A 24,752-nucleotide genomic window follows, 5' to 3' on the forward strand; every position below is an offset into this window, starting at 1 on the left:
TGCTATGCACCCATAACCGACTCCTATGCGTGAGCGGGCACACACGCATTCTTGACCGACCGTTCCAGAGCCGCCTATGATCTTGTCCATGGCCAGGACCAAGGAATTCGATCCGGACGCCGCGCTGCAGTCAGCCCTGGAGCTGTTCTGGCGCCGCGGTTACGAAGCCACCTCGGTGGCCGATCTGGTCGAACACCTCGGGATCGGCCGGGCCAGCCTCTACGCGACCTTTGGCACCAAGCACGACCTGTACCTCAAGGCCCTGGAGCGCTACTCCGAGTCGACCCTCCCCGGGCTGCTCGCCGAACTCTCCCGCCCGGGCCCCGCCCTGCCGGCGGTGCGGGGCGTCGTACGCCGCTTCGCGGCCGAGGCGGGCTCCCCGGAGTTCCGGCTGACCGGCTGCTTCCTCACCAACACCGCCACCGAACTCGCCCCGCACGACCCGAAGGCCGCCCGTCGGGTCGAGAGCGGCTGGGACCGCCTCGAAACACTGCTCCACGCGGCCCTCTCCCGGGCCCGGGAACAGGGCGAACTCCCGCCGGACCGCGACCCCCGCACCCTGGCCAGGCTCCTCCTGGTCCTGATGCAGGGGATCCGGGTCGTCGGCAAGGCGACCGAGGACCCGGCGCGCGTCCGGGACGCGGCCGAGCAGGCCCTCGCCCTCCTGGACCCGACCGCCTGACACCCGGCGCCTGGCACCTGGCACCTGGCACCTCAGCCACCGAGGGGCGGCCGACCCACTCGGCGCCCTTTTGCTGCCCTCATATTGAACCGATCGATCCAATATGGATCCCTCAGGAATCCCCATGGATCCCACGAAGGAGAGCCCCATGAGCCGCTTCACCGACAAGAGCGTCCTGGTCACCGGCGCGGGCACCGGTCTCGGCCGCGCCATCGCCCTCGCCTTCGCGGCCGAAGGGGCCCGCGTGGTCACCGCCGGACGCACCGCGGCCACCCTGGAGGAGACCGTCGCCCTGGTCCGGGCCGCCGGCGGCACCGCGGAGGCCGTCACCGCCGACGTCACCGACTCCGACCAGGTCCGCGCCCTCGTCGAACGCGCCGTCGCCCTCTTCGGCGGCCTCGACATCGCCGTCAACAACGCGGGGATATTCCGTGGGACCGTCCCGACGGCCGACATCACCGAGGAGGACTGGGCGGCCGTCCTGCACACCAACGTCACCGGCGTCTGGCTGGCGATGAAGCACCAGATCGCCCACATGCGCACCAGCGGCGGCGGCGCGATCGTCAACGTCTCGTCCAACCTCGGCACCCACCAGCGCATCCCGAACGCCGCCGCCTACCTCACCTCCAAGGCGGCCGTCACCACCCTCACCCGCGCCGCGGCCCTCGACCACATCGGCGAGGGGATCCGCATCAACGCCGTCAGCCCGGGCGCCTCGGCCGGCCCGATGTCCCTGCGCGCCGGCGAGAGCGTCGCCGACCGCGCCGAGCGGGTCAAGACGCAGAACCCGCTCGGCCGGATCGCCGAGGCCGAGGAGATCGCGGCCGCCGTGCTCTACCTGGCCTCGCCCGCGGCCGGCGCCGTCGTCGGCACCGACCTGGTCGTGGACAGCGGCTCCTCCGCCTGAGGCGGCCGCACGGGGTCAGCGCACGCTCGGTGCGCCGAGGCGCTGGAGGTAGTACTCACGACCGCCGAAGATGGTGTCGAAGCCACTGAACCCGGCCAGGTAGAGCGCGCCATCGGGCGTGGTGGCCAGCGTCGACACCCCGTCGAGGCCCGCCTGGACGCCGCCCACGGCCTCCCACGCGGAGCCGGTCCAGCGGACCAGCTTCGGACCGCTCCCACCGGAGACGCCGAGGTGGACCCGGCCGTCGTACACGGCCGCGGAGTTGGCGAAGTCGGCTCCCGGGACGTCACGGCGGGTCCAGGTCGCGCCGTCCCAGTGCAGGACGTACGCCCCGGTGCGCGGCGTGCCAAGGCCCTTCTCGTCGAGGATGTGCCCCGTCACCCAGACGTCGTCGGGCCCGTTGCTCCTGACCGAGTCCAGCAGGGTGCTGACCTTGGCCGTCGCCGGCACCGGCACCTCGGTCCACCGGGTGCCGTCGTAGTGGAGGGCGAGGCCCTGGAAGCGGTCGTTGGCCAGGCCGCCCGCGCTGCGGAAACCGACGGCCCAGATGTCGTTCTCCGCCCGTACGTCGACGCCGTCGAGGACACCCTGGATCCGGTCGAAGGTGGTGGTGCTCCAGGAGGCCCCGTTCCAGTGCGTCACCGCCGGGGACCCGTTCGCCCGGGAGTCGCCGACGGCCCACAGGCTGTTGCGGCTGACGGCCTTGGCCGCCAGGAGTTCGAGCTTCTGGGTGTCCGGGTTGAGGTTCCCCGACCACGAGGTCCCGTCGTAGTGGTTCACCCGGAAGACACCGGTGCTCGTGTCCTTGCGGCCGATGGCCCAGACGTCGTCGGCGGCCGTGCCGGCCAGGGCATCGATGCCCGCGTCGGCCGGCGGCGTCAGCTCCTTCCAGCTGTTCCCGGTCTTCTGGTACAGCCTTTCCGACAACCTGCAGCTACCGCACATGGGCCGCCGGGTCTTCCCGACGGCGTTCTCGTCATCGAACGGGAGGATGTACGCGGCGCCCTGCTCGGGCAACGGCCGGGACAATGTCTCCCAGACCGGCGCCGCGGCGTTCGCCGGCGCGGCGGCCAGCGCGACGCCGGCGACGGCCGTCACCGCGGCCGCACGCAGGGTGCGGCCGATGTTCCTGATCATTTACTTCTCCATCACCGTCGTCCTCGGCATACGGGTACGAAGTCTGATGTCGCCATGTATCCGCCGACCAAGTCCGACTTATTCCGGTGACTTCACTCCGATATCTGTGACTGTGTGTCAAGAAAGCGCCAGAACACATGACTTGGGGGTCATCAAGCGAGGGCCGGGATGATCGAGGACCAGCCCGACCGCGGCAGGGACCGGACGTGCCGGAGGTGCCGTACGAGATCGTCGTGGCGTGGCGGATCATCCCGTCGAGGCTGCGCCGCCGGTCCGGGCGGGCAGGACGACCCGCACGGTGAGGCCCCCCTCGGCTCGTGGAGTGGCCTCGACCCTGCCGCGGTGGGTGGTGGTGATCGCCCGGACCACGGCGAGCCCGAGCCCGAACCCGCCGGCACGCTCCCGGCCCTGGTGGAACGGTTCGAACAGGGCGGGGACCTCTTCCGCTGTCAGGACGGGGCCGGTGTTGGTGACCAGGAGGAATGCCGCGTCGCCGGCGGTACCGGTCGTGATCACGGCTGTGCCGCCCGGGTGGTTGTGGCGTACCGCGTTGGCCAGCAGGTTCAGGGCGACCTGCCGGAGCAGCGCGGGGTCGCCCTGGACCGGCGCGGTGGCGGTTTCGCGTGTGACGTGGATGCCGGCCGTGCGGGCTTCGTCGGCCAGGTCGTGGATCGCGGCCCGGGCCGCGTCCGCCAGGTCCACCGGATGGGGTGTTGACACCGCGGCTTCTCCGCGCGCCAAGGTGAGCAGGGCCGAGAGCAGGCGTTCGGTCCGGACGCCCGCGTCCAGCGCGCGCTGGACGGCGGGGCGCAGGTCGTCCGGGACCCGTCCTTGGGCGAGGGGGATTTCCAGGGCGGTGCGCTGCACGGTCAGGGGGGTGCGCAGTTCGTGTGATGCGTGGGCGGTGAAGCGGCGTTGGGAGGTGAAGCTGCGGTCGAGGCGGTCGAGCATGGCGTCGAAGGTATCGCCGAGTTCGCGGATCTCGTCGTACGGACCGTCGAGCGCGAGCCGTTCGTCCAGGCTGCTCTCGGCGCTGATCCGGCGTGCGGCCGCGGTCACTTGGTGGAGCCGGTGCAGTGCGCGGCGGCTCGCCCACCATGCCAGCAGGGCGGCGAGTGCGGTGAAGACGGTGAGCAGCAGCACGGATCGGATCAACAGATCGTCCAGGATGGTGTCCTGGAAGTGCTCGAAGGCCGCAGGGGTCGTGAGGGCGGCATCGAAGCCCGGGTCTTCGGTGAGGCCCGGTACGGGAGCCGGGGGCTCCATGGTGTCGGCCGCCGGTGTGACGAGGCCGCGGTTGGCCTGGATGAGCTGGCGTGAGCTGAGCCAATTCAGTGCCAGGACCCCGCAGCCGAGTACGGCGAAGACCGCTGTGGTGACCAGCGTCAGGCGGCCGCGCAGCGTCAGTCGGTCGGGGTTCAGTCGGTCGGGGACGAGCCGGGACACGGTGCGTGGCCGTCGGCGGGGCCGGATCGGGGAGCGGCTCACAGCCGGTATCCGTAGCCCGCGTCGTGGACGATCAGAGGCGGGTCGCCGATCTTGCGGCGCAGTGCGTGCACGGTGACCCGGACGGCCGTGGTGGCTGGGTCGAGCGCCGGGTCCCACAGGCGGTCGCGCAGTTCCTCGGTGGCGACGGGGGCGCCGTCCGCGGCCAGCAGCAGTTCCAGGACCCCCAGTTCCTTCGGGGTCAGTTTCAGCGGTCGGCCGTCACGTTCCGCGACCCTGCGCACGGTATCCAGGCTGACTCCGCGACGGCTCAGCACGACCGGGGCGCTGACCCCGGCGGTGCGGCGGGCGAGGGTACGGAGTCGGGCGACGAGTTCGAGGTAGGAGAAGGGTTTGGTCATGTAGTCGTCGGCGCCGTGGCCGAGGCCTTCGAGGAGGTCGGAGAGCGTGTCCGCGGCGGTGAGCATCAGGATCCTGGCCGGATGTCCCATGCCGGCGAGTGTCCGGCACACGGCGTCTCCGCCCAGTCCGGGGAGGTCCCGGTCCAGGATGATGACGTCGTAGTCGGCCGCGCCGGCCCGCTGGAGCGCTTCCAGGCCGTCGTGGGTGATGTCGCAGAGCATGCCCTCGCCCCGGAGCCCTTCGGCGAGCATCTCGGCCAGTTCCCGTTCGTCCTCGACGATCAGCACCCGCATCGCGTCCCACTCCACTCGGTCGTGCCGCCGCTGTTCCACCCGTCGCGGCGCCGGGGACCAGCCTGCCCGCCCGCGTGTGAGCCAGCGGTTAGGCACGCGATCACAGGTGGCTCACCGCGCGGCCCGTAGACCTGGGGAGGTCATCGAGCACGCACAGGGGAGTGTGGGACATGCGAAACGAATCCACGACACGAGGTCGGGCCGTACGAGGCGTGGTGGCCGTCGGCGCGGCAGTGGCGGTGCTGGCCCTGACCGGCTGCTCTTCGCAGGCGGCGGCGCCCCAGGTCGCCGGGGCCGAGGGCGCGGGCAAGGGCAAGGGCAAAGCGCAGGACGACAACGCGGTCCGGAAGGCCTGGGTCGACTGCATGCACAAGCAGGGCCAGACGAGCGTGCAGCAGGACAAGGACGGCAACATCGGCTTCCCGGCCGCCGGCACCGACTCCGGCATGCTGTCCGGGTACGACACGGCCGGCCGGCTGTGCGACGAGAAGGTGCCCGGCATCCACCAGATCCAGAAGGCCGACAACGCGAAGTTCGTCGAGATGGCCCGCAAGTGGGTCGCGTGCGCACGGAAGAACGGCTACCCCGACATGCCGGACCCGGATGCCGAGGAGCCGGTCGTCGTCATCCCGCGCGCCGTGTTCAACGAGGCCAAGTGGGATGCCGCGTCGAAGGCCTGCGACGCGCAGTTCCCGCTGCCCGGCTACCGGATCGGCGAGTGAACGTGACTCCTGACACGGAGCTCGCCGCGCCCGCCGAAGACGAGCAGGGGCGCGGGTGCGTTCGTAGGAGGAAGCGCGGCAGGATCGTCGTGCCGCTGCTGGTGGTCGCCGTGGTGGCCGGGGCCGGGGCGGCGGCTGTCACGCGCCCGTGGGACCACGACAGCGGATCCGACAAGCGGTCGGCGGTCCCGTACGACCTCGTCGCGGTGGAGCGGGGTTCGCTGTCCAGCAGCATCCAGCTCACCGGCGCGCTCGTGTACGACGCGCCCACCCCGATCGTCCCGGCCGGCAAGGGCACCCTCACGGGGCTGCCCTCCGTCGGCGCCGTCGTCAAGGCCGGCGAGAAGCTCTACGAGGCCGACGGGCAACCGGTGGTACTGATGACCGGAGGCCGCCCGATGTGGCGCGACCTGGGCCCCGACGTTCCCAACGGCCCCGACATAGAGCAGCTCAAGCGCAATCTGATCAAGCTCGGCCACACCAAGGGGCTGGGCCTGAGCGCCGACCAGAAATTCACGCCGGACACCGCCACCGCCGTGAAGCGCTGGCAGAAGGCGTTGAGGCTCAAGGAGACCGGTACGGTGCCGCTGGGCAGCATTGTCATGCTGGCCCAGGAGTCCGTGCGCGTGCAGCAGGTCTCCGCGCAGCTCGGCTCGGCCGTGAGCGGCTCCTCGGCCATGACCGTCACCCGCACCGACCTGGTGGTCACCGTGCAGCCCGCCGAGAACCAGATCTCGCGGTTCAAGCCGGACGGGCCGGTCCGGGCCAAGCTGGCCGACGGGACCACTGTCGAGGGGAAGATCCGTTCCCTGGTCCGCGGCTCCGGAAACGGCGCGGAGGACAAGTCGGGCGGCGCCGGGGACGGCTCGGCCGCCAAGACCACGGTGACCATCGTGCTGGACGGCCAGGAACGGGCTCAGCGGGCGGGGCCGTCCGCGGTGACCGTCAACGTGGTGGGCGACACCGCGGACAACGCGCTCATCGTCCCGGTCACCGCCCTGCTCGCGCTGGACGGCGGCGGCTACGGCGTGCGGATCGCGGAGCGCGCCGACGGCGCCGACGGCGCCGCCCCGCGGTTGGTGAAGGTCCAGCTGGGTCTGATCGCCGACGCCAAGGCGCAGGTCACCGGCGACGTGAAGCCCGGCGCGCAGGTGGTGATCCCCAAGTGACCTCTCCCACGCGGCCGAACACCGCCCCCGCCCCCGCCCCCGTCCCCGTCCTGGAGCTGTCCGGCATCGTCAAGGAATATCCGGGCACGCCCGCGCTGCGCATCCTGCACGGCATCGACCTCACCGTCGAGGCCGGTGAACTCCTCGCCGTGGTCGGCCCGTCCGGCTCCGGCAAGTCCACCCTCCTCGCACTGCTCGGCTCGCTCGACCGGCCCACCGCGGGCCGGCTCCGCTTCGAGGGCCGCGACCTGGCCGCTCTGACCGACCCGGACCTCGCCGCACTGCGGGCCCACCGGATCGGCTTCGTGTTCCAGCAGTTCTTCCTCCTGTCGGGACTCACCACCGTCGAGAACGTCGCCACCGGACTGCTGTACAGCGGGGCGCCGGTCTCCGAGCGGCGCGCGCGGGCCGTCGAGGCGCTGCGCTCGGTGGGCCTCGGGCACCGGCTGGAGCACCGCCCCGACCAGCTCTCGGGCGGCGAGAAGCAGCGCGTCGCGATCGCCCGCGCGCTGATCGGCCGCCCCGCACTGCTGCTCGCCGACGAGCCCACGGGCGCGCTGGACAGCGTCTCCGGCACCGCCGTCGTCGAACTGCTGCGCGCCCTGAACGCAGACGGCACCACGGTCGTGGTCATCACCCACGACCGCGAACTGGCCGCCTCCTTCCCCCGTCGGGTCGCCCTCCAGGACGGCCACGTCGAGTCCGACGAACGCCTCCCGCAGCCCACCGGAGCGGGCCGATGAGGACCGGGCGGTGGGGGCGCCCGCGCCGCACCCGGCTGCGCCCCATGGACCTGCTGCACCTGGGCATGATCGGGCCGCGCACCCGCACGATGCGGACCGCGCTGTCCGCTCTCGGCATCTCGCTGGGCATCGCCGCCGTCGTCGCGGTCACCGGGATCTCCCACTCCAACCAGCAACACCTGCTCGCACGACTGGACGAACTCGGCTCCAACCTGATCACCGTCGCCCCCGGCAAGGGTCCCGACCAGCAGCCGGTGCCGCTCCCGCTCACCGCCGAGAAGATGCTCTCGGCCATCGCGCCCGTGCAGCGGAACACCGCGACCGGGGCCACCAAGGCGAACGTGTACCGCAACGACCTCGTGCCCAAGGAGCAGACCGGCAGCATCACCGTGCTGGCCGCCCGGCTCGACCTCCTCGACGTGCTGCACTCCACCCTGCGCAGCGGGCAGTGGCTCGACGCCGCGAGCGAGAACCTGCCGGTGACCGTCCTCGGCGACCAGAGCGCGCAGCGCCTCGGCGTGACCGGACCGGGCGAACGGGTGTGGCTGGGCGGACAGTGGTACAAGGTCACCGGAATCCTGAACCCGAACGGACTCGCACCCGAGCTGAGCACCGCGGCACTGGTCGGCTGGCCGCAGGCCGTCGCCCACCTGGGAGCCGACGGAAGCGCCGCGACCATCTACCTGCGCTCGTACTCCGAACGCGTCCCGCAGGTCCAGAACGTGGCCGCGGCCAGCGCCAACCCCGGCAACCCGACCATGGTCGCGGTCAGCCGGCCCTCCGACCTCCTCGCGGCCCGCGCCGAGACGGAGGACACCCTCACCGGTCTCGTCCTCGCCCTGGCCGCAGTGGCACTCCTGGTGGGCGGAGTCGGCATCGCCAACACGATGATCGTCGGTGTGATGGAACGCCGCGGCGAGATCGGGCTGCGCCGCGCCCTCGGAGCCCGGAGCGGCCAGATCGCCGCGCAGTTCCTCCTGGAGGCCGTGCTGATGGGCTTCATCGGCGGAATGGGCGGGCTGCTCCTCGGCAGCCTGACCGTGTACGCCTACGCACTGGTCCAGGGCTGGCCGGTGGCCATCCCCCTCTCCACCCTGCTCGCCGGCCCAGCGGTATCGGTCGTGGTGGCCGCGCTCGCGGGAATCCACCCCGCGTTGCGGGCCTCCAAGGCATCCCCCACCGACGCGCTGCGCTCGGCGTGACGACGGAATGTCTCGGGCGGCGCCCACTTCGTCGACATCGCCCACTTCAACCACCCGTTCAGCGATCGCGGCGCGGTGGAACACTCCCCGGCCGGCCCCGCGCCGCTGTCGAGGATCAGCTGAACGACGGGATGATGTCGGAGCCGTACGCGTCGATCACGGCCTCGCGGGCGTCGTGCATGGCGTAGAGGGCGAACTGGTCGACGCCCAGGTCGCGCAGGGCGCGGAGCTTGTCGATGTGCGCCTCGGCCGGGCCCAGGAGGCAGAAGCGGTCGATGATCTCGTCGGGGACGAAGTCGGTGGAGGGGTTCCCGGCGCGGCCGTGGTGGCTGTAGTCGTAGCCCTGGCGGGACTTGATGTACTCGGTGAGCGCCTCCGGCACCAGGCCGGAGTGCTCGCCGTAGCGGGAGACCAGGTCGGCGACGTGGTTGCCGACCATACCGCCGAACCAACGGCACTGGTCGCGGGCGTGGGCCAGGTCCTCGCCCACGTAGGCGGGCGCCGCCACGCAGATGGTGAGGGAGGCGGGGTCGCGGCCCGCCTCCACGGCGGCCTGGCGGACCGCCTTGATCATCCACTCGGTGAGGAAGGGGTCCGCGAGCTGGAGGATGAAGCCGTCCGCCTTCTGCCCGGCCAGGGCCAGGGCCTTCGGCCCGTACGCCGCCATCCAGATCGGCAGCTTCCCGTCCGTGATCCAGGGGATGCGGATCGGATTGCCGTCGACCTGCGCCTCTCGGCCCTCCGCCAGGTCCCGGATGACGTCCATGGCATCGCCGAGGCGGGCCAGGGTGTTCGGGGCGCGGCCCGCGACGCGCATGGCGGAGTCGCCGCGGCCGATGCCGCAGACGGTGCGGTTGCCGTACATGTCGTTGAGCGTGGCGAAGGTGGAAGCGGTGACCTCCCAGGTGCGCGTGCCCGGGTTGGTGACCATCGGGCCGACGTGCATCCGCTGGGTGTTGGCCAGGATCTGGCTGTAGATGACGAACGGTTCCTGCCACAGGACGGCGGAGTCGAAGGTCCAGCCGTAGCGGAAGCCGTTGCGCTCGGCGCGCTTCATGAGGCTGACGACCTGGGAGGCGGGCGGGTCGGTCTGGAGTACGAGGCCGAAGTCCATGCGGGGACTCTCCTTACAGGTACTGGCCTTACAGGTACTGGCCTTACAGGTACTGGCAGGTGGAACGCGGTACGAAGGCCCCGTGGCCGGCCCGGCCGGTGTACTCGCGCCGGTCGACGACGAGTTCGCCGCGCGAGAGGACCGTGTCGACGCGTCCGGTGATCCGCCTGCCCTCGTACGCCGAGTAGTCCACGTTCATGTGGTGCGTCTCGGCGGAGATGACCTGCTCGGCGTGCGGATCGTAGAGGACGACGTCGGCGTCGGAGCCCGGCGCGATGGTGCCCTTCTTGGGGTAGAGGCCGAACATCCGGGCCGGGGTCGCACACGCGATCTCGATCCAGCGCCGGCGGCTGATGTGCCCGTCCAGGACGGCCTGGTGGAGCAGGTCCATGCGGTTCTCCACCCCCGGCAGCCCGTTCGGGATCTTGGAGAAGTCCCCGCGGCCCAACTCCTTCTGGCCGCGGAAGCAGAAGGGGCAGTGGTCCGTGGAGACCACCTGGAGGTCGTTGGTCCGCAGCCCCCGCCACAGCGCCGCCTGGTGCTCGCGGGGGCGCAGCGGTGTGGAGCAGACGTACTTGGCGCCCTGGAAGTCGGGCTCTTCAAGGTTGTCTGTGGACAGGAAGAGGTACTGCGGGCAGGTTTCGCCGAAGACCGGCAGGCCCTTGTCCCGGGCCGCCGCCAGCTCCGCGACCGCCTCTTCGGCCGAGACGTGCACGACGTACAGCGGGGAGCCGGCGACCCGTGCGAGGGCGATCGCGCGGTGCGTGGCCTCGGCTTCGAGGAGCACCTTGCGGACCTCGCCGTGGTGACGGGGGTCGGTCTCGCCGCGGGCCAGGGCCTGTTCGACCAGGACATCGATCGCGATGCCGTTCTCGGCGTGCATCATGATCAGCCCGCCGTTGTGCGCGGAGCGCTGCATGGCACGCAGGATCCGCCCGTCATCGCTGTAGAAGACGCCCGGGTAGGCCATGAACAGCTTGAAGGAGGTGATGCCCTCCTCGACGAGGAGGTCCATCTCCTTGAGGGTGCCCTCGTTGACGTCGGAGAGGATCATGTGGAAGGCGTAGTCGACGGCGCAGTTGCCGTCGGCCTTCGCGTACCAGGTGTCCAGTCCCTCGCGCAGGGACCGGCCCACGCTCTGGACGGCGAAGTCCACGATGGTGGTGGTGCCGCCCCAGGCGGCGGCCCGGGTGCCCGTCTCGAAGGTGTCGGAGGCGGCGGTGCCGCCGAAGGGCAGCTCCATGTGGGTGTGGACGTCGACGCCGCCGGGGATGACGTACTTCCCGCTCGCGTCGATCGTCCGGTCGGCCGTCCACGCGGCGGCGGCCGCCGAGCCGTGCGCGGCGAGCGCGGCGATCCGGCCGTCCTCGATCAGGACGTCGGCGTGCAGCTCGTCGGCGGCCGTGACGACCAGGCCACCGGTGATCAGGGTGCGGTGGGGCATGTGGCCCTCCCCCGTCTGTAGTTGCGGGCGGTCTCCGTGCCTGGCGGGGTCAGTCGAGGGTGCGCAGGGCCTGGGCGAGGATCTCCGCGCCCTCTTCCGCCTCGGCGACCGTGAGGGACAGCGGTGGTGCGATGCGCAGCACGCTGGTGTTGTAGCCGCCGCCCTTGCCCAGGAGCAGCCCTCCGGCGCGGGCGGCCTCCAGGACGGCCGCGGCCGCCTCCGGGTCGGCCTGGTCGGTACCGGGTCGGGTCAGTTCGATGCCCGCCATCAGCCCCCGGCCGCGCACCTCCCGTACGGCGGGCACGCCGGCGGTGACGGCGCGCAGCCGTTCCAGCAGCAGGCCGCCGACCCGGCGGGCGTTGCCCTGGAGGTCGTGTTCGAGGAGGTAGCCGAGATTGGCCAGGCCCGCGGCCATGGTGACCGGGGACCCGCCGAAGGTGGAGATGGAGTTGGAGTCCAGGCAGTTCATGATCTCGCCGCGGGCGACGACGCCGCCGATGGACATGCCGTTGCCGATGCCCTTGGCGAAGGTCAGGATGTCCGGCGGACCGTTCTGGGCGTGGGCCTGCCAGCCCCAGAAGTGCTCGCCGGTACGGCCCCAGCCGGTCTGTACCTCGTCGCTGATCCAGAGGATGCCGTGCCGGTCGAGGACCTCGCGGAAGGCGCCGTAGAGCCCGTCGGGCGGGGAGGTGAACCCGCCCACGCCCTGCACCGGTTCGGCGATCAGGGCGGCCACCTGGCCGCGCGCCTGGCCGAGCACGTCCTCCAGGTCCGCGAGGGCGGCATCGGTGAAATCGGCGTCGGACAGCGCGGCGAAGGGCCCGCGGTGGCGCACCGCGCCGTGGACGTAGTACGTCTGGAGCGGCGAGAGGCTGGTCGGGGACCAGCTGCGGTTGCCGGTGATGGAGACGGTGGCGAAGGACCGGCCGTGGTAGCTGTTGCGCATCGCCAGGACCTGGTTGGAGCGGCGGTACGTCGTCGCCAGCAGCAGGGCGGTGTCGTTGGCCTCGGTGCCGGAGGTGGTGAAGAAGACCCGGGCGTCGGGGATGCCGGACAGGGCCGCGACCCGCTCGGCGAGTTCGACCATCGGCCGGTTCAGGTACAGGGTGGAGGAGTGGATGATCCGCCCCGCCTGGTCGGCGACGGCCTTGGTGACCTCGGGGAGGGCGTGGGCGGTCATGGTGGTGAGGATGCCGCCGAAGAAGTCCAGGTAGCGGTTGCCGTCGGCGTCCCAGACGTGGCGGCCCTCGCCGTGGGTGAGCTCGATGGGGCGGTCGTAGTACAGGGCCAGCCAGTCGGGCATGACGGCCTGGTGACGGGTGTGGAGCGGGATCGGGTCGGTCACGGCTGTACGAGCCCTCCGTAGGCGTCGGGGCGGCGGTCGCGGTAGAAGGCCCACTGGTCGCGGACCTCCTTGATCAGGTCGAAGTCGAGGTCGCGGACCAGGAGTTCCTCCTCCTTGTCGCTGGCGACGTCTCCGACGAACTGACCGCGCGGGTCGACGAAGTAGCTGGTGCCGTAGAAGTCGTTGTCGCCGTACTCCTCCTGGCCGACGCGGTTGATGGCGGCGACGAAGTACTCGTTGGCGACGGCGGAAGCGGGCTGTTCCAGCTGCCAGAGGTGGCCGGACAGGCCCCGGGAGGTGGCCGAGGGGTTGTAGACGAGCTGGGCGCCGGCCAGGCCGAGGGCGCGCCACCCCTCCGGGAAGTGGCGGTCGTAGCAGATGTAGACGCCGACCTTGCCGACGGCCGTGTCGAAGACGGGCCAGCCGAGGTTTCCCGGACGGAAGTAGTACTTCTCCCAGAATCCCTTGACCTGCGGGATGTGGTGCTTGCGGTACTTGCCGAGGTAGCTGCCGTCGGCGTCGATGACGGCCGCGGTGTTGTAGTAGAAGCCTTCGCTCTCCAGCTCGAAGACCGGCACGACGATGACCATGCCGGTCTCGCGGGCGAGCTCCTGCATCCGGCGGACGGTCGGGCCGTCGGGTACGGCTTCCGCCCAGCGGTAGTGCTCGGGCTCCTGCACCTGGCAGAAGTACGGGGCGTTGAAGACTTCCTGGAACCCGATGATCCGCGCGCCCTGGGCGGCGGCCCTGCGCGCGTGCTCCTCGTGTTTGGCGATCATCGACTCGGTGTCGCCGGTCCAGGTGGCCTGGACCAGCGCGGCGCGGACGAGGTGGGCCATGAGCTGCTCCTTGCGACGGGACGCCGGCCTCTACGCACGTAGACGGTGTGCGTAGGGAGTCGAAAGTAAGCCTCGTCACACTCCGGGGCAAGACCACCGCGCACGGTTGGCCGAGACGATCAACATAGGTCGCGCCGCGGTCGATTGTGTTCAGCCAGGGCCGCAAGTCGGACAGGGAGGCGGGAGGGCCGGGAGGGACGGGCGCCGGGGGCTCAGCCGGTGGGGGCGATTTTGGCCACCCGGAAGGCGTGGACGAGATCCCGGTGGGCGGATCCGGCCAGCCCGCGGGCCGCCGCCAGCAGCCGCGGCGCGAACCAGCGCGGGTCCCGACGCGCGAGGGCGGCCGCCTCCTCCGCGGTGCGCACCCGGACGAACGCCGTCAGCAGGGCGTCGGCCTCGCGGGACCGGCCGGCCGCGCCGAGCGCGAGGGCCGCTTCGGCGATCTCCGGGGCCGGGCGGGCCGCGCCCTGGCGCAGCAGCCGCTCGCAGTCGGCGGTGCGGCCGGCGTCGCTCAGGGCGGCGGCGAGGGCGGCCAGCCGCTCGGGTGGCAGCGAGGCCGCCTCCCACAGCAGCGTGGCCCAGTCGGCGCCGAGCCCGGCCCGCTCCAGCTCCCGGGCCAGCCCGGCCAGCAACGCCGCGTCCCACCGGGCGGCCTCGCACAACAGTGCGTGCGCCTCCCCGGTCCGTCCCCGCCCCCGCAGCTCGATCAGCTCGGCCACGAGTACGGGCGTCCCCGCCCCCGTTTCCGCTCCGCCGCGCCCCGCCTCCGGCGCCCCCGCGCCGCCGGGCGCGCCGGCCTCCGTACCCGGCCGGCCCGCCCCCTGCGTACCCGGCAGCCCCCCGGCAGCCGGGTAGCCGAAGCGGGCCCCGCTGGGGGCCGCGGGGTGGGGGGCGTCCGGGGCGTCCGCCAGCCCGGGCGGGGCCGCGAGGGCCGCCGCCGCATCGTCCTGCGGCGCCGCTCCGGCGAACCGCGCCCCGCCGCTCCTGCGGGGCCTGCGGGCCTTGCCGCGCCCGCCCGGGGCCGGCGCGGCGGCCCCGGACCCGGCCGCGGGAGCCGCCGCCGGCTCCGCCTCGGGCCGGCCCACCGGCGGCCGTTGGCGCGGGACGGCCGGGAGCGGGGGCGTCAGGGCGGCAAGCCGGTCGGTGAGGTCCGCGCAGCGGGAGGCGGCGCGGGCGAGGTCGTCCCGGGTCCAGGACAGCTCCCGGGCCAGCCCGGCGGCGGCCGCCGGGTCGACCGCGCCGGACAGCCGCACGGTCAGGTCGTGTACGGCGGCCTCTGAGATCCCGCGCTGCGCACCGGCGGCCGCGAGCAGCACGTGCAGTTCCGCCTCGCCGCCGGGCTGCCGGTCATGGGCCTGGACGGCGGCGGCCCGCAACCGGGCCGCGTGGCCGGCCCGTTCGGCCGCGTACCGCGCACCCGTCAGCTCCACCAGGTCCTGGAGCAGCGATTCCACGACGTCCCACGGCGGTATCGCGTCCCCGTCGAGACAGGCCCGCATCCCGTCCGGGTCCCGCCGCAGGAACTCCCCGTACCAACCCGCCCCGGGATCCAGGGATCCCGTCAACACCCGTAATTGTGCGGCCAGTTGTGTGATCGCGGTCGAACTCACCGTATCCATCCCCGCATTGGAACCCACCCGTGTTACGGGCGGGCTACGGGAATCTCAAACCTTGACGGCGATCCCGGTCTGGGGACGCTTCCCGCCCCGGGCGAGCAGCGCGGGCAGGTCCACCGCCCAGTACTGCCAGGTGTACTTCTTGGCCAGCAGCTTGCGCACCCGGTTCAGGGTCGCGTCGTCGAGCAGCCGGGCCTCCCCCTCCAGCGCGGTCGCGCCCTGCGGGGAGCGCCCGCGCACGTCGCAGGCGACGACGGAGACCCGCCCGTTGTTGCGGATCCGCTTGACCTTCCACGTGTCGCTCTTCGTCCAGATGTACACCTCGCCGCCGTCGACCACGAACCACACCGGCGTCGCCACCGGCGTCCCGTCCTTGCGGTAGGTGGTGAGACTGACGTACCGGGACCGGGCCAGCTCCTCAAGAGTCATGGCCCGAGACTAGGCGGTCCCCTCTGGAGCCCTGCTCGGAGCCGCGCTCGAAGCCCTGCTCGCCGGACCGTCGACCGACGGGTCGACCGCGCCGCCCTCCACGCCGTCCTCCGCGCCGCCGTCCTCGCCCCGTGCGTCCACGACCGGCCCCCGGCCCGCCACGGGCGCCTCGCCGTGGGTCAGGGTCTCCCAGGCGACGAACAGGTCGTCGGTCCCGGCCGGTCGCATCGCCTCGACCAGGCGGCGGGTGTACGGGAGGTCCGCGCCGGTCCGTGTCGCGTAGTGGTGCAGGGCCACCTCCAGGTCCGGGCCCATGGTCCGCTCGACCTTGCCGCCGCAGAGCCACTGCGGGGGCTCCTCGCCCAGCTGGTACTTCGCGTGGAACTCCAGCGCGGCCTTGATCCGGTCGCCCTCCTCCCCGTAGAGGTCGACGCCCTGGTACCAGGCGGTCTCGGCGATGTGCGCGGACGCGGCCAGGGAGTAGCCGACGTGCATGAGGTTGCGGCAGGTCTCCTGCGCGACGCCGTCGACGTAGGTGCCCTGGTCGAACCAGTACGCCTTCACCTTGTCCGGGGAGTCGATGGCGGTGTGCGCGGGAGCGATCGGGTGCGGACCGTCCTTGCGGAGGTAGAAGTACGCCGGCACCCGCGTGCGGAATCGTTCCAGCGACTCCTTGAAGACGGCCTGGTCCTCCAGGAAGACGGCGATGGACAAGGAGGCGTCCGTCATCGCCAGTTCCCAGTTGCCGTTGTACGTCGGCACCTGGGCCCGCACCGCGGGCAGATAGGCCGTGCGCAGCATCTCCTTGAACCGGTCGACCTGCGACTTCTCCCAGTTCGGGTAGTCCGCGTGGACGATCTCGGCGGCCCGCGCCCAGGTGGAGCCGGACCAGGCGGCCTGCAGCCCGCCGTTGTCCTTCTCGTGCCGCTTCATCCGCGCGGACCAAGCGTCCATGATCTCGACGGCCTTGCGGACGTGTGCGGTCCGCCCCGTCACCGACCACAGCAGCGCGTGGGTGTAGGCGGCGATGGCGTCCTGGCGTTCGTCCAGGCAGGACTGCGGACCCGAGTTGAAGGGGCAGGGCACCACGTCGGCCGGGTGGGCGGTGTAGGAGAGCGAGGCGTACTTGCTCCGCAGCAGGTCCTGGTGGGCCGTGCGCCAGGGCTCCTTCCCCTCCGCGACCATCTTCTTCGCGTGTTGGAGCTGGGTGTGGCTGACGACGACGCCGGGGTGGCGGAAGACCACGTCGCCCGGCTTCTTGGCATGGGCCTGGCCGTCGGGTGCGGCGCAGGCGGCGAGCAGCAGTCCGCTCGCCAGCAGGGCTCCGACGAGACCGAGACCGAGTCGCTTGGATGCGTTCATGGCTGACACGCCTTCACGCTTGCCCCGCGCCCGGCTCCTCCCACCGCCGATTGGGCCGTTCGGCGGACGAAGACGTCACGGCGGGCCGGGCGAAGGACCGTCAGGCGGGGACGAAGGCGCAGCGCCGCATCAGGTCGTCCATCGAGAGGCCGAGGGCGCCGGCGAGGGCGGCGACGGTGAAGAAGGCGGGCGTGGGGGCCCGGCCGGTCTCGATCTTGCGCAGGGTCTCGGCGGAGAGCCCGGCGGCCGCGGCGACCTCGACCATGCTGCGGCTGCCGCGCGACTCGCGCAACAGGGCGCCCAGGCGCTCGCCGCGCTCGCGCTCTTCGGGGGTGAGGGGGGTGCGGACCATGCGTCCATGCTACCCCGCCACCCCATTTCTATACCGTTACGAGTATCCCGGTATAGAAATACCGGTATAGTAATGGGCATGGTGGAACTCAAGACGGAAGAATCGATCAATGCGATGCGCGCGGCCGGCCGCGTGGTCGGCCGCGCCCTGGGCGCCGTGCGCGCGGCCGCCGACGTCGGTGTGTCCCTGCGGGAACTGGACGCGGTGGCCCGGGAGGTGTTGCGCGAGGCGGGCGCGGGCTCGCCCTTCCTCGGGTACCGGCCGCGGTTCGCGCCCGTCCCCTTCCCCGCGGTCGTGTGCGCCTCGGTCAACGACGCGATCGTGCACGGCATCCCCGACGACTACCGGCTGCGCGACGGCGACCTGGTCAGCATCGACTGCGGGGCGACCCTGGACGGCTGGGCCGGCGACGCGGCGGTCAGCTTCACCGTCGGCCGGGCCCGGCCGGCCGACCTCGCCCTGATCGCGACGGCGGAGCGGGCCCTGGCCGCGGGGACAGCGGCGGCCGTCCCCGGGAACCGCATCGGCGACATCGCCCACGCGATCGGCAGCATCGGCCGCGCGGCGGGGTACGGCATCCCCGACGGCTTCGGCGGCCACGGCATCGGCCGCGCGATGCACGAGGATCCGGGCGTGCCCAACGAGGGCCCGCCGGGGCGCGGCATGAAGCTGCGCCCCGGCATGGTCCTCGCGATCGAGCCGATGCTGATCGCCGGCGGTACGGACGACTACCTGACCGACGGGGACGGGTGGACCCTGCGGACCGTCGACGGCAGCCGGGCGGCGCACGCGGAGCACACCGTCGCGATCACCGCCGCCGGCCCGCGGATCCTCACCGTCCCATAGGACCCGCCGGCCCCGCGCCGCCCCGTACCCCTACGGGCGCCCGTACGGGCTGACGACCATCGCGGCGCCGCCGCCGCGCCGGGTGGTCTCGGCGGCCGCGAGCCAGCGGCCGTCCGGGAGCCGCTGGACGCCGGTGGCGGCGCCGATCTCCGGGTTCTGCCGGAACCCCTGCCCCAGGGCCTCCAACTGGCCGCGCACCGGGCTGTTCCACAGCCCGGGCTCCAGCTCGGTGGTGGTCTGGTTGCGCTGGCTGGCGCGCGGCGCGGCGATCGCGTCGACCAGCGGGAGCCCGCGGTCCAGGGTCCCGACGAGGGTCTGGAGCACGGTGGTGATGATGGTGGCGCCGCCCGGGGACCCCACGGCCAGGACCGGCCGCCCGTCCTTCAGGACGATCGTCGGGGACATCGAGGAGCGCGGCCGCTTGCCCGGGCCGGGCAGGTTCGGGTCCGGGACGCCCGCGGCGGCCGGGGCGAAGGAGAAGTCGGTCAGCTCGTTGTTCAGCAGGAAGCCGCGGCCGGGAACGGTGATGCCGCTGCCGCCGGTGGATTCGATGGTGAGGGTGTAGGAGACCACGTTGCCCCAGCGGTCGGCGACCGTCAGGTGGGTGGTGTTCTCCCCCTCGTAGGTGGTCGGGGCGGCCTTCCCGGTGGTGGCGCAGGGGGCCGGGTGGCGCGGATCCCCCGGCGCGAGCGGACTGGTCAGCGCCTTGTCGGGCGAGATGAGGCAGGCCCGCGAGTCGGCGAACTCCTGGGAGAGCAGCGCTCGGGTCGGGACGTCCTCGGCGGCGGGGTCGCCCACCCATCGCCCGCGGTCGGCGAAGGAGACCCGGGAGGCCTCGATGAACCGGTGCAGGTACTGGGCCTCGGAGAGCTTCCCGAGGTCGCTGCGCTCCAGGATGTTCAGGGCCTCGCCGACAGTGGTGCCGCCGGAGGACGAGGGCGCCATGCTGTAGACGTCCAGGCCCCGGTAGTCCACCCGGGTCGGGGCCTGCCGCTTGGTGTCGTAGTTGCGCAGGTCACGGGCGGTGAGGTCGCCGGAGCGGACGATCCGGGTGGCGGCCGGGTCGACCGGGGGCTTGCGGACGGCGGCGACGATGTCGTCGGCGATCGGGCCCCGGTAGAGGACGCCGGTGCCCTTGCGGGCGATCTCGGCGTAGGTGGCCGCCAGGTCGGGGTTCTTGAAGGTGGAGCCGACCACGGGGAGGGCTCCCCCGGGCAGGAAGAGCTTCTTCGTGTCCGGGAAGTCCTTGAACCGGTCCTGGTTCAGCTCGGTCTGGGCCCGGAAGGTGGCGTCCACCGTGAAGCCGTCGCGGGCCAGCTTCTCGGCGGGGCGCAGGAGTTGGCCGAGCGGGCGGCTGCCCCAGGCGGCGAGGGCGGTGTCCCAGGTGTCGGGGGTGCCGGGGACGCCGACGCCACGGCCGCTGGTCTGGCCCTGCTCGAAGGGGATCGGTACGCCGTTCTCCTGGAAGAGGGTGGCGGTGGCCGAGGCGGGGGCGGTCTCGCGACCGTCGATGGTGTGCACCCGGCGGGACTTCGCGTCGTAGTAGACGAAGTACCCGCCGCCGCCGACGCCCGCGGAGTACGGCTCGGTGACCCCGAGGGCCGCGGCGGTCGCGACGGCGGCGTCCACCGCGTTCCCGCCCGCGCGAAGGACGGCGATCCCGGCCGCCGAGGCGTCGGCGTCGACACTGGCCACGGCTCCGCCGTAGCCGACGGCGACCGGGGTCTTGGGCGGCGCGGTCGCGTCGGCGGCAGCGGCCGCGGGCGGGGCGGCGGCGGTCGCCGCGAGGGCCGCGGTGAGGGCGAACAGGGGTAACGCGCGTGCGGTGGGACGGCGCATCGAACCTCCACTTAAGGCAATGTGCCCGCGAGCCTAACGGCCGGCCGGCGCCGCGTCAGGAAGGCCCGGATTCCCGCCCCGGCGCCCGCGCCTGGCACGACGGCGAGGTCACCCCCTACGATCCGCCGCATGAACGACGACGTACGCAACATCGTGCTCGGGGTGGTGGCGACCGCCGTCAGCGGCGGTTTCGGCTGGTTCTCCCGTACGTACCTCTGGCGCCGGGCGCTGCGCCGCAAGCAGGCCTTCTTCGGGTTGCCGCCGGGCTCGGACTGCCTGTTCGTGGTGAACCGTCAGATGGGCGGGAGCGAGGGCTCGGTGCACCGCAACGACGCCTTCGCGCTGCTGGAGATATCGGCGCTGATCAAGGACTGCGGGGCGAACGTGCAGATCGTCTCGCACGACGGGGTGCGCCAAGGGTTCGGCGAACGGGCCGAGTTCTGCGTCGGCGGGCCGATCTCCAACGTACGGACCACCGCCCACCTCGCCTCGATGCTGCCGGGCGTACGGGTGGACCTCACCAGCGAGCCCGGGCCGGACCGCGGCGCCATCCGCGTCGGCGGCGAGGTCTACCGCTGGGAGAAGGGCGCGGTGGAGCACGTGCTCCTGGCCCGGCTGACGAACGGGCGGGGCGCCCGCCCCGTCTTCCTCATCTCCGGGCAGACCGCCATGAGCAACCAGGCGGGGGCCCGCTACCTGGCCCGCCACCACCAGCGCCTCGCGCGCACCTACGGTACGGACTCCTTCTGCGTCGTGGTGAAGGTGATCAACTCCGACGCCTACGGGCCGGACGTGGCGGAACTGATGGCGGACGTCACCCGCAGCGCCCGGACACCCGAAGCGGCAACCGCGTGATCCCGTTGATGAAGTTGGACACCAACCGCTTCGGCTCGCCGGTGAGTTCGGGCGGCGGCAGCGCCGCGCGCCATTCCTCGTGGAGCACGCGGAGCTGAAGCCGGGCGAAGTGCGCGCCCAGGCAGACGTGCGGCCCGTCACCGAAGGAGACGTGCGGGTTGGGCGAGCGGCCGAGGTCGGTGCGGCCCGGGTCGACGAAGACCCGTTCGTCGTGGTTGGCCGCGGCGTGGAAGACGACCACCTTGTCCCCGGCCCGGATCCGCCGGCCGGCCAGCACCACGTCCCGGGTGGCGGTGCGCCGGAAGCTGAGCACCGGCGGGTGGACGCGCAGGAGTTCGTCCACGGCCCGGTCCACCGGGACCAGTCCGGCGGTGAGTTGTCGGCCGGCATCGGGGGCGCGGGCCAGGGCGAGCAGTCCGCCGGGGGCGGCCGAGCGTACGGTGTCGTTTCCGGCGACGGTGAGCAGGAAGAAGAACATCTCCAGTTCCCCTTCGGCCAGTTCGGCGCGGGCCAGCACGCTCATGAGGTCGTCCGCGGGACGGGCCCGCTTGACCGCGGCCAGCTCGCGCGCGTAGTCGAACATCTCGCCGAGCAGCGCGGGCGAGCGGGGGTCGAGGGGCACCCCGTCCGGGCCGAGCCGTGGCGGGGGCGCGTCCTCGGGGTCCTGGTAGCCGATGATCCGTACGGTCCATTCCAGCAGCAGCCCCCGGTCGGCGGCCGGGACCCCCATCAGGTCGGCGAGGCCGAGCAGGGCGTACTCGTCGGTGATCGCGCCCACCACCTCGACCGAGCCGTCCACGGCCGCGTCGCGGGCGGCGGCCAGCAGGCCGCGGGCGCGCTCGCGGACCCGGCCCTCGAAGGCGTCGACCCGGGCCGGGGTGAAGGCGCGGGCGAGCATCCGGCGCAGCCGGCCGTGGTCCGGGGGGTCCTGGTTGAGCATGGTGCGCCGGATGAAGGGCAGGTCGGCGGGGGCGGGGTCGCGGATCTGGGTGGCCCCGAGGTGGGAGGAGTACCCGGCGTGGTCGCGCAGCACGCGCACCACGTCGGCGTGCCGGGTGACGGCCCAGAAGCCGGGTCCGGCGGGCCAGCCCAGGACCTCGGGCTCGGCCTGCCAGGCCACGGGGTGGTGGTCGCGCAGGATCCGGTAGCGCGCGTGCGGGATGCCCGCGGCGTACGTCCGGGGGTCGAAGACGTCGGGGACGGCAGGGACGCTGGGGGCACCGGCGGCGTGGTCCATGGGGCCACGGTGACGGCCGGGCGCGGCGCACCGCAAGGGGGCGGGCCCGCTCCGGGGCCGGACGTCGGCGCGCCGCCCGGTCAGCGCGCGAGCGGACAGTGGAGCGGACTCGTGGGCCCGTCCTCGGTCACCAGCACCACCTCGGTCCTGGCCGACCCGTCCACCGAGACGGCGGCGGTGCACACCAGCTGGTCCTTGGCGGTGTCGGACAGCTCCGCGTCGAGGAAGTAGGGGAGCCGGACGGTCACCTGCTTCGCGCTGCCGTGGTCGACGCGCACCGGTCCGACCATCTTGTCGGTCCGCGCCGGCAGCTCGGTGCTGAGCCCGGCGTCCCGCTCCTGGGTACCGGGGCCCGACAGGAGGCGGCCGAGCAGCGCACCGGTGGGCACGCGCGGGTCGCGCTGGACGGTCGGCGCGAGCCGCCCGTCGGGGGCCACGAAGTAGAGGACGTCCGCGCTCCGGGGCTCGGCGAGCAGGACGTTCGCGGCCCGGCCGCTCTCGACGACCGCCGTCGGCTCGATCCCGCAACCGGCCAGCGCGACCGCGCCCACCAGGAGGAGGGCGACCGGCGGCGCGCCGCACACGCGGCTGCGGCGGCTCATGCCCGGGCCTCCAGCGGCATGTCCACGGTGAACACGGCGCCGCCGGACGCGCCGTTGGCCGCCCTGACCGTGCCGCCGTGCAACCGGACGTTCTCCAGGGTGATGGCGAGGCCGAGCCCGCTGCCCGCCGATCGGGTACGGGCCGCGTCCGCCTTGTAGAACCGGTCGAAGATGTGGGGCAGCGCCTCGGGGGCGATCCCGGGGCCGCTGTCGGCGACTTCTACGGTGAGCCGCTCGCCCTCGGGGTGCGCCCCGGTGCGGGCGGTGATCCGTACCGGGGCGCCGCCGTGCCGCAGGGCGTTGCCGACCAGGTTGGCGAGGACCACGTCGAAGCGGCGCGGGTCGAGTCGGGCCCTGATGCCCTCCGGGAGGTCGGTGACCACCTCGTCCGCGCCCCAGTGCCGCCGTTCCAGGGTCTTGCCGACCGCCTCGGTGAGGTCGACGTCGTCGAGGTTGAGTCCGGCGGCGCGGGCGTCGAAGCGGGAGATCTCCATCAGGTCCTCGACCAGTACGGCGAGCTTGCCGGTCTCGGCGCTGATCAGCCGCAGCGCCTTCGCGGTGTCGGGGTCGAGGCGCTCGGCGTCCTCGTCGAGGACCTCGGTGACGGCGAGCATCCCGGCGAGCGGGGTGCGCAGCTCGTGCGAGACGTCGGCGGCGAACCTTCGGGCGCGGGCCTCGGCCTGTTGGAGCTCCTCGACGGAGCGTTCGAGGGCGCCGGCTGTCTCGTTGAAGGTCTGGGCGAGCCCGGCCAGCTCGTCGGCCCCCCGGACCTCGATCCGGGTGTCGAGGCGGCCGCGGCCCATGCGCTGGGCGGCGGTGCGCAGGTTGCGGACCGGCCGCAGCACGCTGCGGGCGGCGAGGAGCGCGGGGACGAGGGCGACGGCGAGGCCGGGCAGGGCGCCGGTGCGCGCGGCGTCGACCATCAGGGCGACGGTCTGCTCCTCGTTGAGCAGCGGCATGACGGCGTAGAAGACGGCGCCGGTGGGTTGGGTGAGGCCCTGTCGGGTGAAGACGGAGGGTACGCCGATGACCAGGTGGGCGCGGCCGTCGGTCTCGACCCGCTGGAAGGCGGCGTGCGGGTTGACCTTGATCTGGTTGCGCAGCTTCGAGCTGACCAGGGACGAGGTGACCGGTCCCCCGAGGTCGGAGGAGACCCGCAGGGACCCGTACTCGCCGTAGACCGTCCAGGCGTGCGGCTTGCCGCGCTTGCCCAGCTCGGTGACCTGGCTCTGGAGGCCGGTCCGGTCGATCGGCAGCGTCGTCCCCGCGCTCTCCAGCTGGTCGCGGAGCGTGGCCACGGCGGTGTCCTGGCTCTGGGTGAGGATCGCGGTGCGCGCCTGCCGGTAGGTGAGGGCCGCGGTGGACACGGCGCTGATCGCCGCGACGAGGAGGAAGGCGGCGATCAGCCGGCTGCGCAGGCCCAGGGGGGCGATCCGTCGCACGCGGGGCCTACAGGGGGCCGAAGCGGTAGCCGAAGCCGCGCACGGTCTGGACGTAGCGGGGACTGCCGGGGACGTCCTCGATCTTGTTGCGCAGGCGCCGGACGCAGGCGTCCACGAGGCGGGCGTCCGCGTGGTAGCTGTGCTCCCACACGTATTCGAGGAGCTGCTGGCGGCTGAAGACCTGCTCGGGCGAGGCCGACAGGTGCAGCAGCAGCTTGATCTCGCTGGGGGCGAGGGCGACGTGGCCGCCCTTCTTCGCGACGGTCAGTCCGGCCCGGTCGATGGTCAGCTCGCCGTGGTGCTCGGTGCCCTGGCGGCCGGCCGGGGCGGTGAGGCGGCGCAGTACGGCCTTGATCCGGGCCTCGATGACCTCGGTGCGGGCGGGCTTGACGATGTAGTCGTCGGCGCCCGCCTCCAGTCCGACGACGATGTCGAAGTCGTCGCCGCGCGCGGTCAGCATGATGACCGGGACCTGGCTGGTCTCGCGGATGCGGGTGCAGACCTGGACGCCGTTGATGCCGGGCAGCATCAGGTCGAGCAGGACGAGCTCGGGCCGGAACCCGGCGAGCTGGGCGAGGCCCGCCTCACCGGTCTCGGCGGCATGGACCTCGTGGCCGCGTCTGCGCAGGCCGAGTGCGACCCCTTCCCTGATGGAGGGGTCGTCCTCTATGAGCAGTACGCGTGGCATGCGGTCAGTGTCCCAGGTGCTTGGAGCCGGTTATTCACC

24 protein-coding genes are annotated in these 24,752 nt (G+C 72.7%); 8 read left to right on the forward strand and 16 right to left on the reverse strand.

Annotated features, from left to right (window positions below; all coding sequences use genetic code 11):
* The first annotated feature begins 88 nt into the window (after positions 1–88).
* Together ACIBEA_RS13505 and ACIBEA_RS13510 are read left to right on the forward strand one after the other, a co-directional pair.
* The gene (locus ACIBEA_RS13505) at positions 89–682 is read left to right on the forward strand and encodes a TetR/AcrR family transcriptional regulator (RefSeq protein ID WP_399260260.1); all 594 of its coding nucleotides are present in this window, start codon (positions 89–91) and stop codon (positions 680–682) included.
* A gap of 148 nt (positions 683–830) precedes the next feature.
* Positions 831–1,589, forward strand: a complete 759-nt coding sequence (locus ACIBEA_RS13510; protein ID WP_399260262.1) for an SDR family NAD(P)-dependent oxidoreductase — start codon at positions 831–833, stop codon at positions 1,587–1,589.
* 15 nt (positions 1,590–1,604) lie between these two features.
* Here ACIBEA_RS13510 and ACIBEA_RS13515 read toward each other — a convergent pair whose 3' ends face one another.
* The 3 genes from ACIBEA_RS13515 to ACIBEA_RS13525 form a co-directional block, all read right to left on the reverse strand.
* Positions 1,605–2,726, reverse strand: coding sequence for a hypothetical protein (locus ACIBEA_RS13515; protein WP_399260264.1), 1,122 nt, complete (start codon positions 2,724–2,726; stop codon positions 1,605–1,607).
* A 246-nt stretch (positions 2,727–2,972) separates the two neighbouring features.
* Positions 2,973–4,214, reverse strand: coding sequence for a sensor histidine kinase (locus ACIBEA_RS13520; protein WP_399260266.1), 1,242 nt, complete (start codon positions 4,212–4,214; stop codon positions 2,973–2,975).
* Complete coding sequence (locus ACIBEA_RS13525; protein WP_399260268.1) at positions 4,211–4,867, reverse strand: response regulator transcription factor; 657 nt, start codon at positions 4,865–4,867, stop codon at positions 4,211–4,213. Before ACIBEA_RS13525 ends, ACIBEA_RS13520 begins: the two co-directional genes overlap by 4 nt.
* A gap of 170 nt (positions 4,868–5,037) precedes the next feature.
* On the opposite strand from ACIBEA_RS13525, the gene ACIBEA_RS13530 reads away from it, so the two are divergent.
* From ACIBEA_RS13530 to ACIBEA_RS13545, 4 genes are read left to right on the forward strand one after another with little or no spacing between them, the layout of a single operon-like run.
* Positions 5,038–5,589: a hypothetical protein gene (locus tag ACIBEA_RS13530; protein WP_399260270.1), complete on the forward strand. Its 552-nt coding sequence runs from the start codon at positions 5,038–5,040 to the stop codon at positions 5,587–5,589.
* Positions 5,590–5,591: 2 nt separating this feature from the next.
* Positions 5,592–6,758 (forward strand): peptidoglycan-binding protein, encoded by a 1,167-nt coding sequence (locus tag ACIBEA_RS13535; protein WP_399260272.1) that lies wholly within the window; start codon positions 5,592–5,594, stop codon positions 6,756–6,758.
* A complete protein-coding gene (locus ACIBEA_RS13540) occupies positions 6,755–7,501 on the forward strand; it encodes an ABC transporter ATP-binding protein (protein ID WP_399260274.1) in 747 nt (248 codons plus the stop codon). Before ACIBEA_RS13535 ends, ACIBEA_RS13540 begins: the two co-directional genes overlap by 4 nt.
* Positions 7,498–8,703 carry an ABC transporter permease gene (locus ACIBEA_RS13545; protein WP_399260276.1) on the forward strand — a complete coding sequence of 402 codons (1,206 nt, stop codon included), beginning with the start codon at positions 7,498–7,500 and terminating at the stop codon, positions 8,701–8,703. Before ACIBEA_RS13540 ends, ACIBEA_RS13545 begins: the two co-directional genes overlap by 4 nt.
* 115 nt (positions 8,704–8,818) lie before the next feature.
* Here ACIBEA_RS13545 and ACIBEA_RS13550 read toward each other — a convergent pair whose 3' ends face one another.
* The 8 genes from ACIBEA_RS13550 to ACIBEA_RS13585 all read right to left on the reverse strand — a co-directional run bounded on the left by ACIBEA_RS13550 (position 8,819) and on the right by ACIBEA_RS13585 (position 17,204).
* Entirely contained in the window at positions 8,819–9,817 is a 999-nt protein-coding gene (locus tag ACIBEA_RS13550; protein ID WP_399260278.1) for a TIGR03842 family LLM class F420-dependent oxidoreductase, read from the reverse strand.
* Between the two features lie 43 nt (positions 9,818–9,860).
* Positions 9,861–11,261: a dihydropyrimidinase gene (gene hydA / locus ACIBEA_RS13555; protein WP_399260280.1), complete on the reverse strand. Its 1,401-nt coding sequence runs from the start codon at positions 11,259–11,261 to the stop codon at positions 9,861–9,863.
* A gap of 49 nt (positions 11,262–11,310) precedes the next feature.
* Positions 11,311–12,564 (reverse strand): aspartate aminotransferase family protein, encoded by a 1,254-nt coding sequence (locus tag ACIBEA_RS13560; RefSeq protein WP_399260817.1) that lies wholly within the window; start codon positions 12,562–12,564, stop codon positions 11,311–11,313.
* Positions 12,565–12,602: 38 nt separating this feature from the next.
* Entirely contained in the window at positions 12,603–13,445 is an 843-nt protein-coding gene (locus ACIBEA_RS13565) for a nitrilase-related carbon-nitrogen hydrolase (protein WP_399260282.1), read from the reverse strand.
* Between the two features lie 212 nt (positions 13,446–13,657).
* Complete coding sequence (locus tag ACIBEA_RS13570; protein ID WP_399260284.1) at positions 13,658–15,064, reverse strand: UL36 very large tegument protein; 1,407 nt, start codon at positions 15,062–15,064, stop codon at positions 13,658–13,660.
* A 45-nt stretch (positions 15,065–15,109) separates the two neighbouring features.
* Positions 15,110–15,490 carry a PPOX class F420-dependent oxidoreductase gene (locus ACIBEA_RS13575; RefSeq protein WP_399260286.1) on the reverse strand — a complete coding sequence of 127 codons (381 nt, stop codon included), beginning with the start codon at positions 15,488–15,490 and terminating at the stop codon, positions 15,110–15,112.
* Between the two features lie 9 nt (positions 15,491–15,499).
* Entirely contained in the window at positions 15,500–16,852 is a 1,353-nt protein-coding gene (locus ACIBEA_RS13580; RefSeq protein ID WP_399260288.1) for an alginate lyase family protein, read from the reverse strand.
* 100 nt (positions 16,853–16,952) lie between these two features.
* Positions 16,953–17,204, reverse strand: a complete 252-nt coding sequence (locus tag ACIBEA_RS13585; RefSeq protein ID WP_399260290.1) for a helix-turn-helix domain-containing protein — start codon at positions 17,202–17,204, stop codon at positions 16,953–16,955.
* 78 nt (positions 17,205–17,282) lie between these two features.
* Between ACIBEA_RS13585 and map the strand changes: the two genes are divergently transcribed.
* On the forward strand, positions 17,283–18,050 hold the full coding sequence (gene map / locus ACIBEA_RS13590; protein ID WP_399260292.1) for a type I methionyl aminopeptidase: 768 nt from the start codon (positions 17,283–17,285) through the stop codon (positions 18,048–18,050).
* Between the two features lie 30 nt (positions 18,051–18,080).
* Here the strand turns inward: map and ggt are convergent, their stop codons facing one another.
* Complete coding sequence (gene ggt, locus ACIBEA_RS13595) at positions 18,081–19,889, reverse strand: gamma-glutamyltransferase (RefSeq protein ID WP_399260294.1); 1,809 nt, start codon at positions 19,887–19,889, stop codon at positions 18,081–18,083.
* Between the two features lie 129 nt (positions 19,890–20,018).
* On the opposite strand from ggt, the gene ACIBEA_RS13600 reads away from it, so the two are divergent.
* Entirely contained in the window at positions 20,019–20,744 is a 726-nt protein-coding gene (locus ACIBEA_RS13600; protein WP_399260296.1) for a hypothetical protein, read from the forward strand.
* Here the strand turns inward: ACIBEA_RS13600 and ACIBEA_RS13605 are convergent.
* From ACIBEA_RS13605 to ACIBEA_RS13620, 4 genes are all read right to left on the reverse strand, one after another.
* A complete protein-coding gene (locus tag ACIBEA_RS13605; protein ID WP_399260298.1) occupies positions 20,704–21,981 on the reverse strand; it encodes a cytochrome P450 in 1,278 nt (425 codons plus the stop codon). The genes ACIBEA_RS13600 and ACIBEA_RS13605 overlap by 41 nt on opposite strands.
* A gap of 80 nt (positions 21,982–22,061) precedes the next feature.
* Positions 22,062–22,583 carry a hypothetical protein gene (locus tag ACIBEA_RS13610; RefSeq protein WP_399260300.1) on the reverse strand — a complete coding sequence of 174 codons (522 nt, stop codon included), beginning with the start codon at positions 22,581–22,583 and terminating at the stop codon, positions 22,062–22,064.
* Entirely contained in the window at positions 22,580–24,025 is a 1,446-nt protein-coding gene (locus ACIBEA_RS13615) for an ATP-binding protein (protein ID WP_399260302.1), read from the reverse strand. Before ACIBEA_RS13615 ends, ACIBEA_RS13610 begins: the two co-directional genes overlap by 4 nt.
* A 7-nt stretch (positions 24,026–24,032) precedes the next feature.
* A complete protein-coding gene (locus ACIBEA_RS13620) occupies positions 24,033–24,713 on the reverse strand; it encodes a response regulator (protein ID WP_399260304.1) in 681 nt (226 codons plus the stop codon).
* Between the last annotated feature and the right edge of the window lie 39 nt (positions 24,714–24,752).

This window comes from Streptomyces sp. NPDC051555, from assembly GCF_044454405.1.
Classification (GTDB): domain Bacteria; phylum Actinomycetota; class Actinomycetes; order Streptomycetales; family Streptomycetaceae; genus Streptomyces.

Excerpts from the sequence above, each read along its gene's own strand:
- ACIBEA_RS13515 (WP_399260264.1), bottom strand. The coding sequence starts at position 2,726 with ATGATCAGGAACATCGGCCGCACCCTGCGTGCGGCCGCGGTGACGGCC.
- ACIBEA_RS13600 (WP_399260296.1), top strand. The coding sequence starts at position 20,019 with ATGAACGACGACGTACGCAACATCGTGCTCGGGGTGGTGGCGACCGCC.
- ACIBEA_RS13620 (WP_399260304.1), bottom strand. The coding sequence starts at position 24,713 with ATGCCACGCGTACTGCTCATAGAGGACGACCCCTCCATCAGGGAAGGG.
- map (WP_399260292.1), top strand. The coding sequence starts at position 17,283 with ATGGTGGAACTCAAGACGGAAGAATCGATCAATGCGATGCGCGCGGCC.
- ACIBEA_RS13580 (WP_399260288.1), bottom strand. The coding sequence starts at position 16,852 with ATGAACGCATCCAAGCGACTCGGTCTCGGTCTCGTCGGAGCCCTGCTG.
- ACIBEA_RS13505 (WP_399260260.1), top strand. The coding sequence starts at position 89 with ATGGCCAGGACCAAGGAATTCGATCCGGACGCCGCGCTGCAGTCAGCC.
- hydA (WP_399260280.1), bottom strand. The coding sequence starts at position 11,261 with ATGCCCCACCGCACCCTGATCACCGGTGGCCTGGTCGTCACGGCCGCC.
- ACIBEA_RS13605 (WP_399260298.1), bottom strand. The coding sequence starts at position 21,981 with ATGGACCACGCCGCCGGTGCCCCCAGCGTCCCTGCCGTCCCCGACGTC.
- ACIBEA_RS13550 (WP_399260278.1), bottom strand. The coding sequence starts at position 9,817 with ATGGACTTCGGCCTCGTACTCCAGACCGACCCGCCCGCCTCCCAGGTC.
- ACIBEA_RS13525 (WP_399260268.1), bottom strand. The coding sequence starts at position 4,867 with ATGCGGGTGCTGATCGTCGAGGACGAACGGGAACTGGCCGAGATGCTC.
- ACIBEA_RS13565 (WP_399260282.1), bottom strand. The coding sequence starts at position 13,445 with ATGGCCCACCTCGTCCGCGCCGCGCTGGTCCAGGCCACCTGGACCGGC.
- ACIBEA_RS13560 (WP_399260817.1), bottom strand. The coding sequence starts at position 12,564 with ATGCCCGACTGGCTGGCCCTGTACTACGACCGCCCCATCGAGCTCACC.
- ggt (WP_399260294.1), bottom strand. The coding sequence starts at position 19,889 with ATGCGCCGTCCCACCGCACGCGCGTTACCCCTGTTCGCCCTCACCGCG.
- ACIBEA_RS13530 (WP_399260270.1), top strand. The coding sequence starts at position 5,038 with ATGCGAAACGAATCCACGACACGAGGTCGGGCCGTACGAGGCGTGGTG.
- ACIBEA_RS13510 (WP_399260262.1), top strand. The coding sequence starts at position 831 with ATGAGCCGCTTCACCGACAAGAGCGTCCTGGTCACCGGCGCGGGCACC.
- ACIBEA_RS13585 (WP_399260290.1), bottom strand. The coding sequence starts at position 17,204 with ATGGTCCGCACCCCCCTCACCCCCGAAGAGCGCGAGCGCGGCGAGCGC.
- ACIBEA_RS13545 (WP_399260276.1), top strand. The coding sequence starts at position 7,498 with ATGAGGACCGGGCGGTGGGGGCGCCCGCGCCGCACCCGGCTGCGCCCC.
- ACIBEA_RS13575 (WP_399260286.1), bottom strand. The coding sequence starts at position 15,490 with ATGACTCTTGAGGAGCTGGCCCGGTCCCGGTACGTCAGTCTCACCACC.
- ACIBEA_RS13610 (WP_399260300.1), bottom strand. The coding sequence starts at position 22,583 with ATGAGCCGCCGCAGCCGCGTGTGCGGCGCGCCGCCGGTCGCCCTCCTC.
- ACIBEA_RS13570 (WP_399260284.1), bottom strand. The coding sequence starts at position 15,064 with ATGGATACGGTGAGTTCGACCGCGATCACACAACTGGCCGCACAATTA.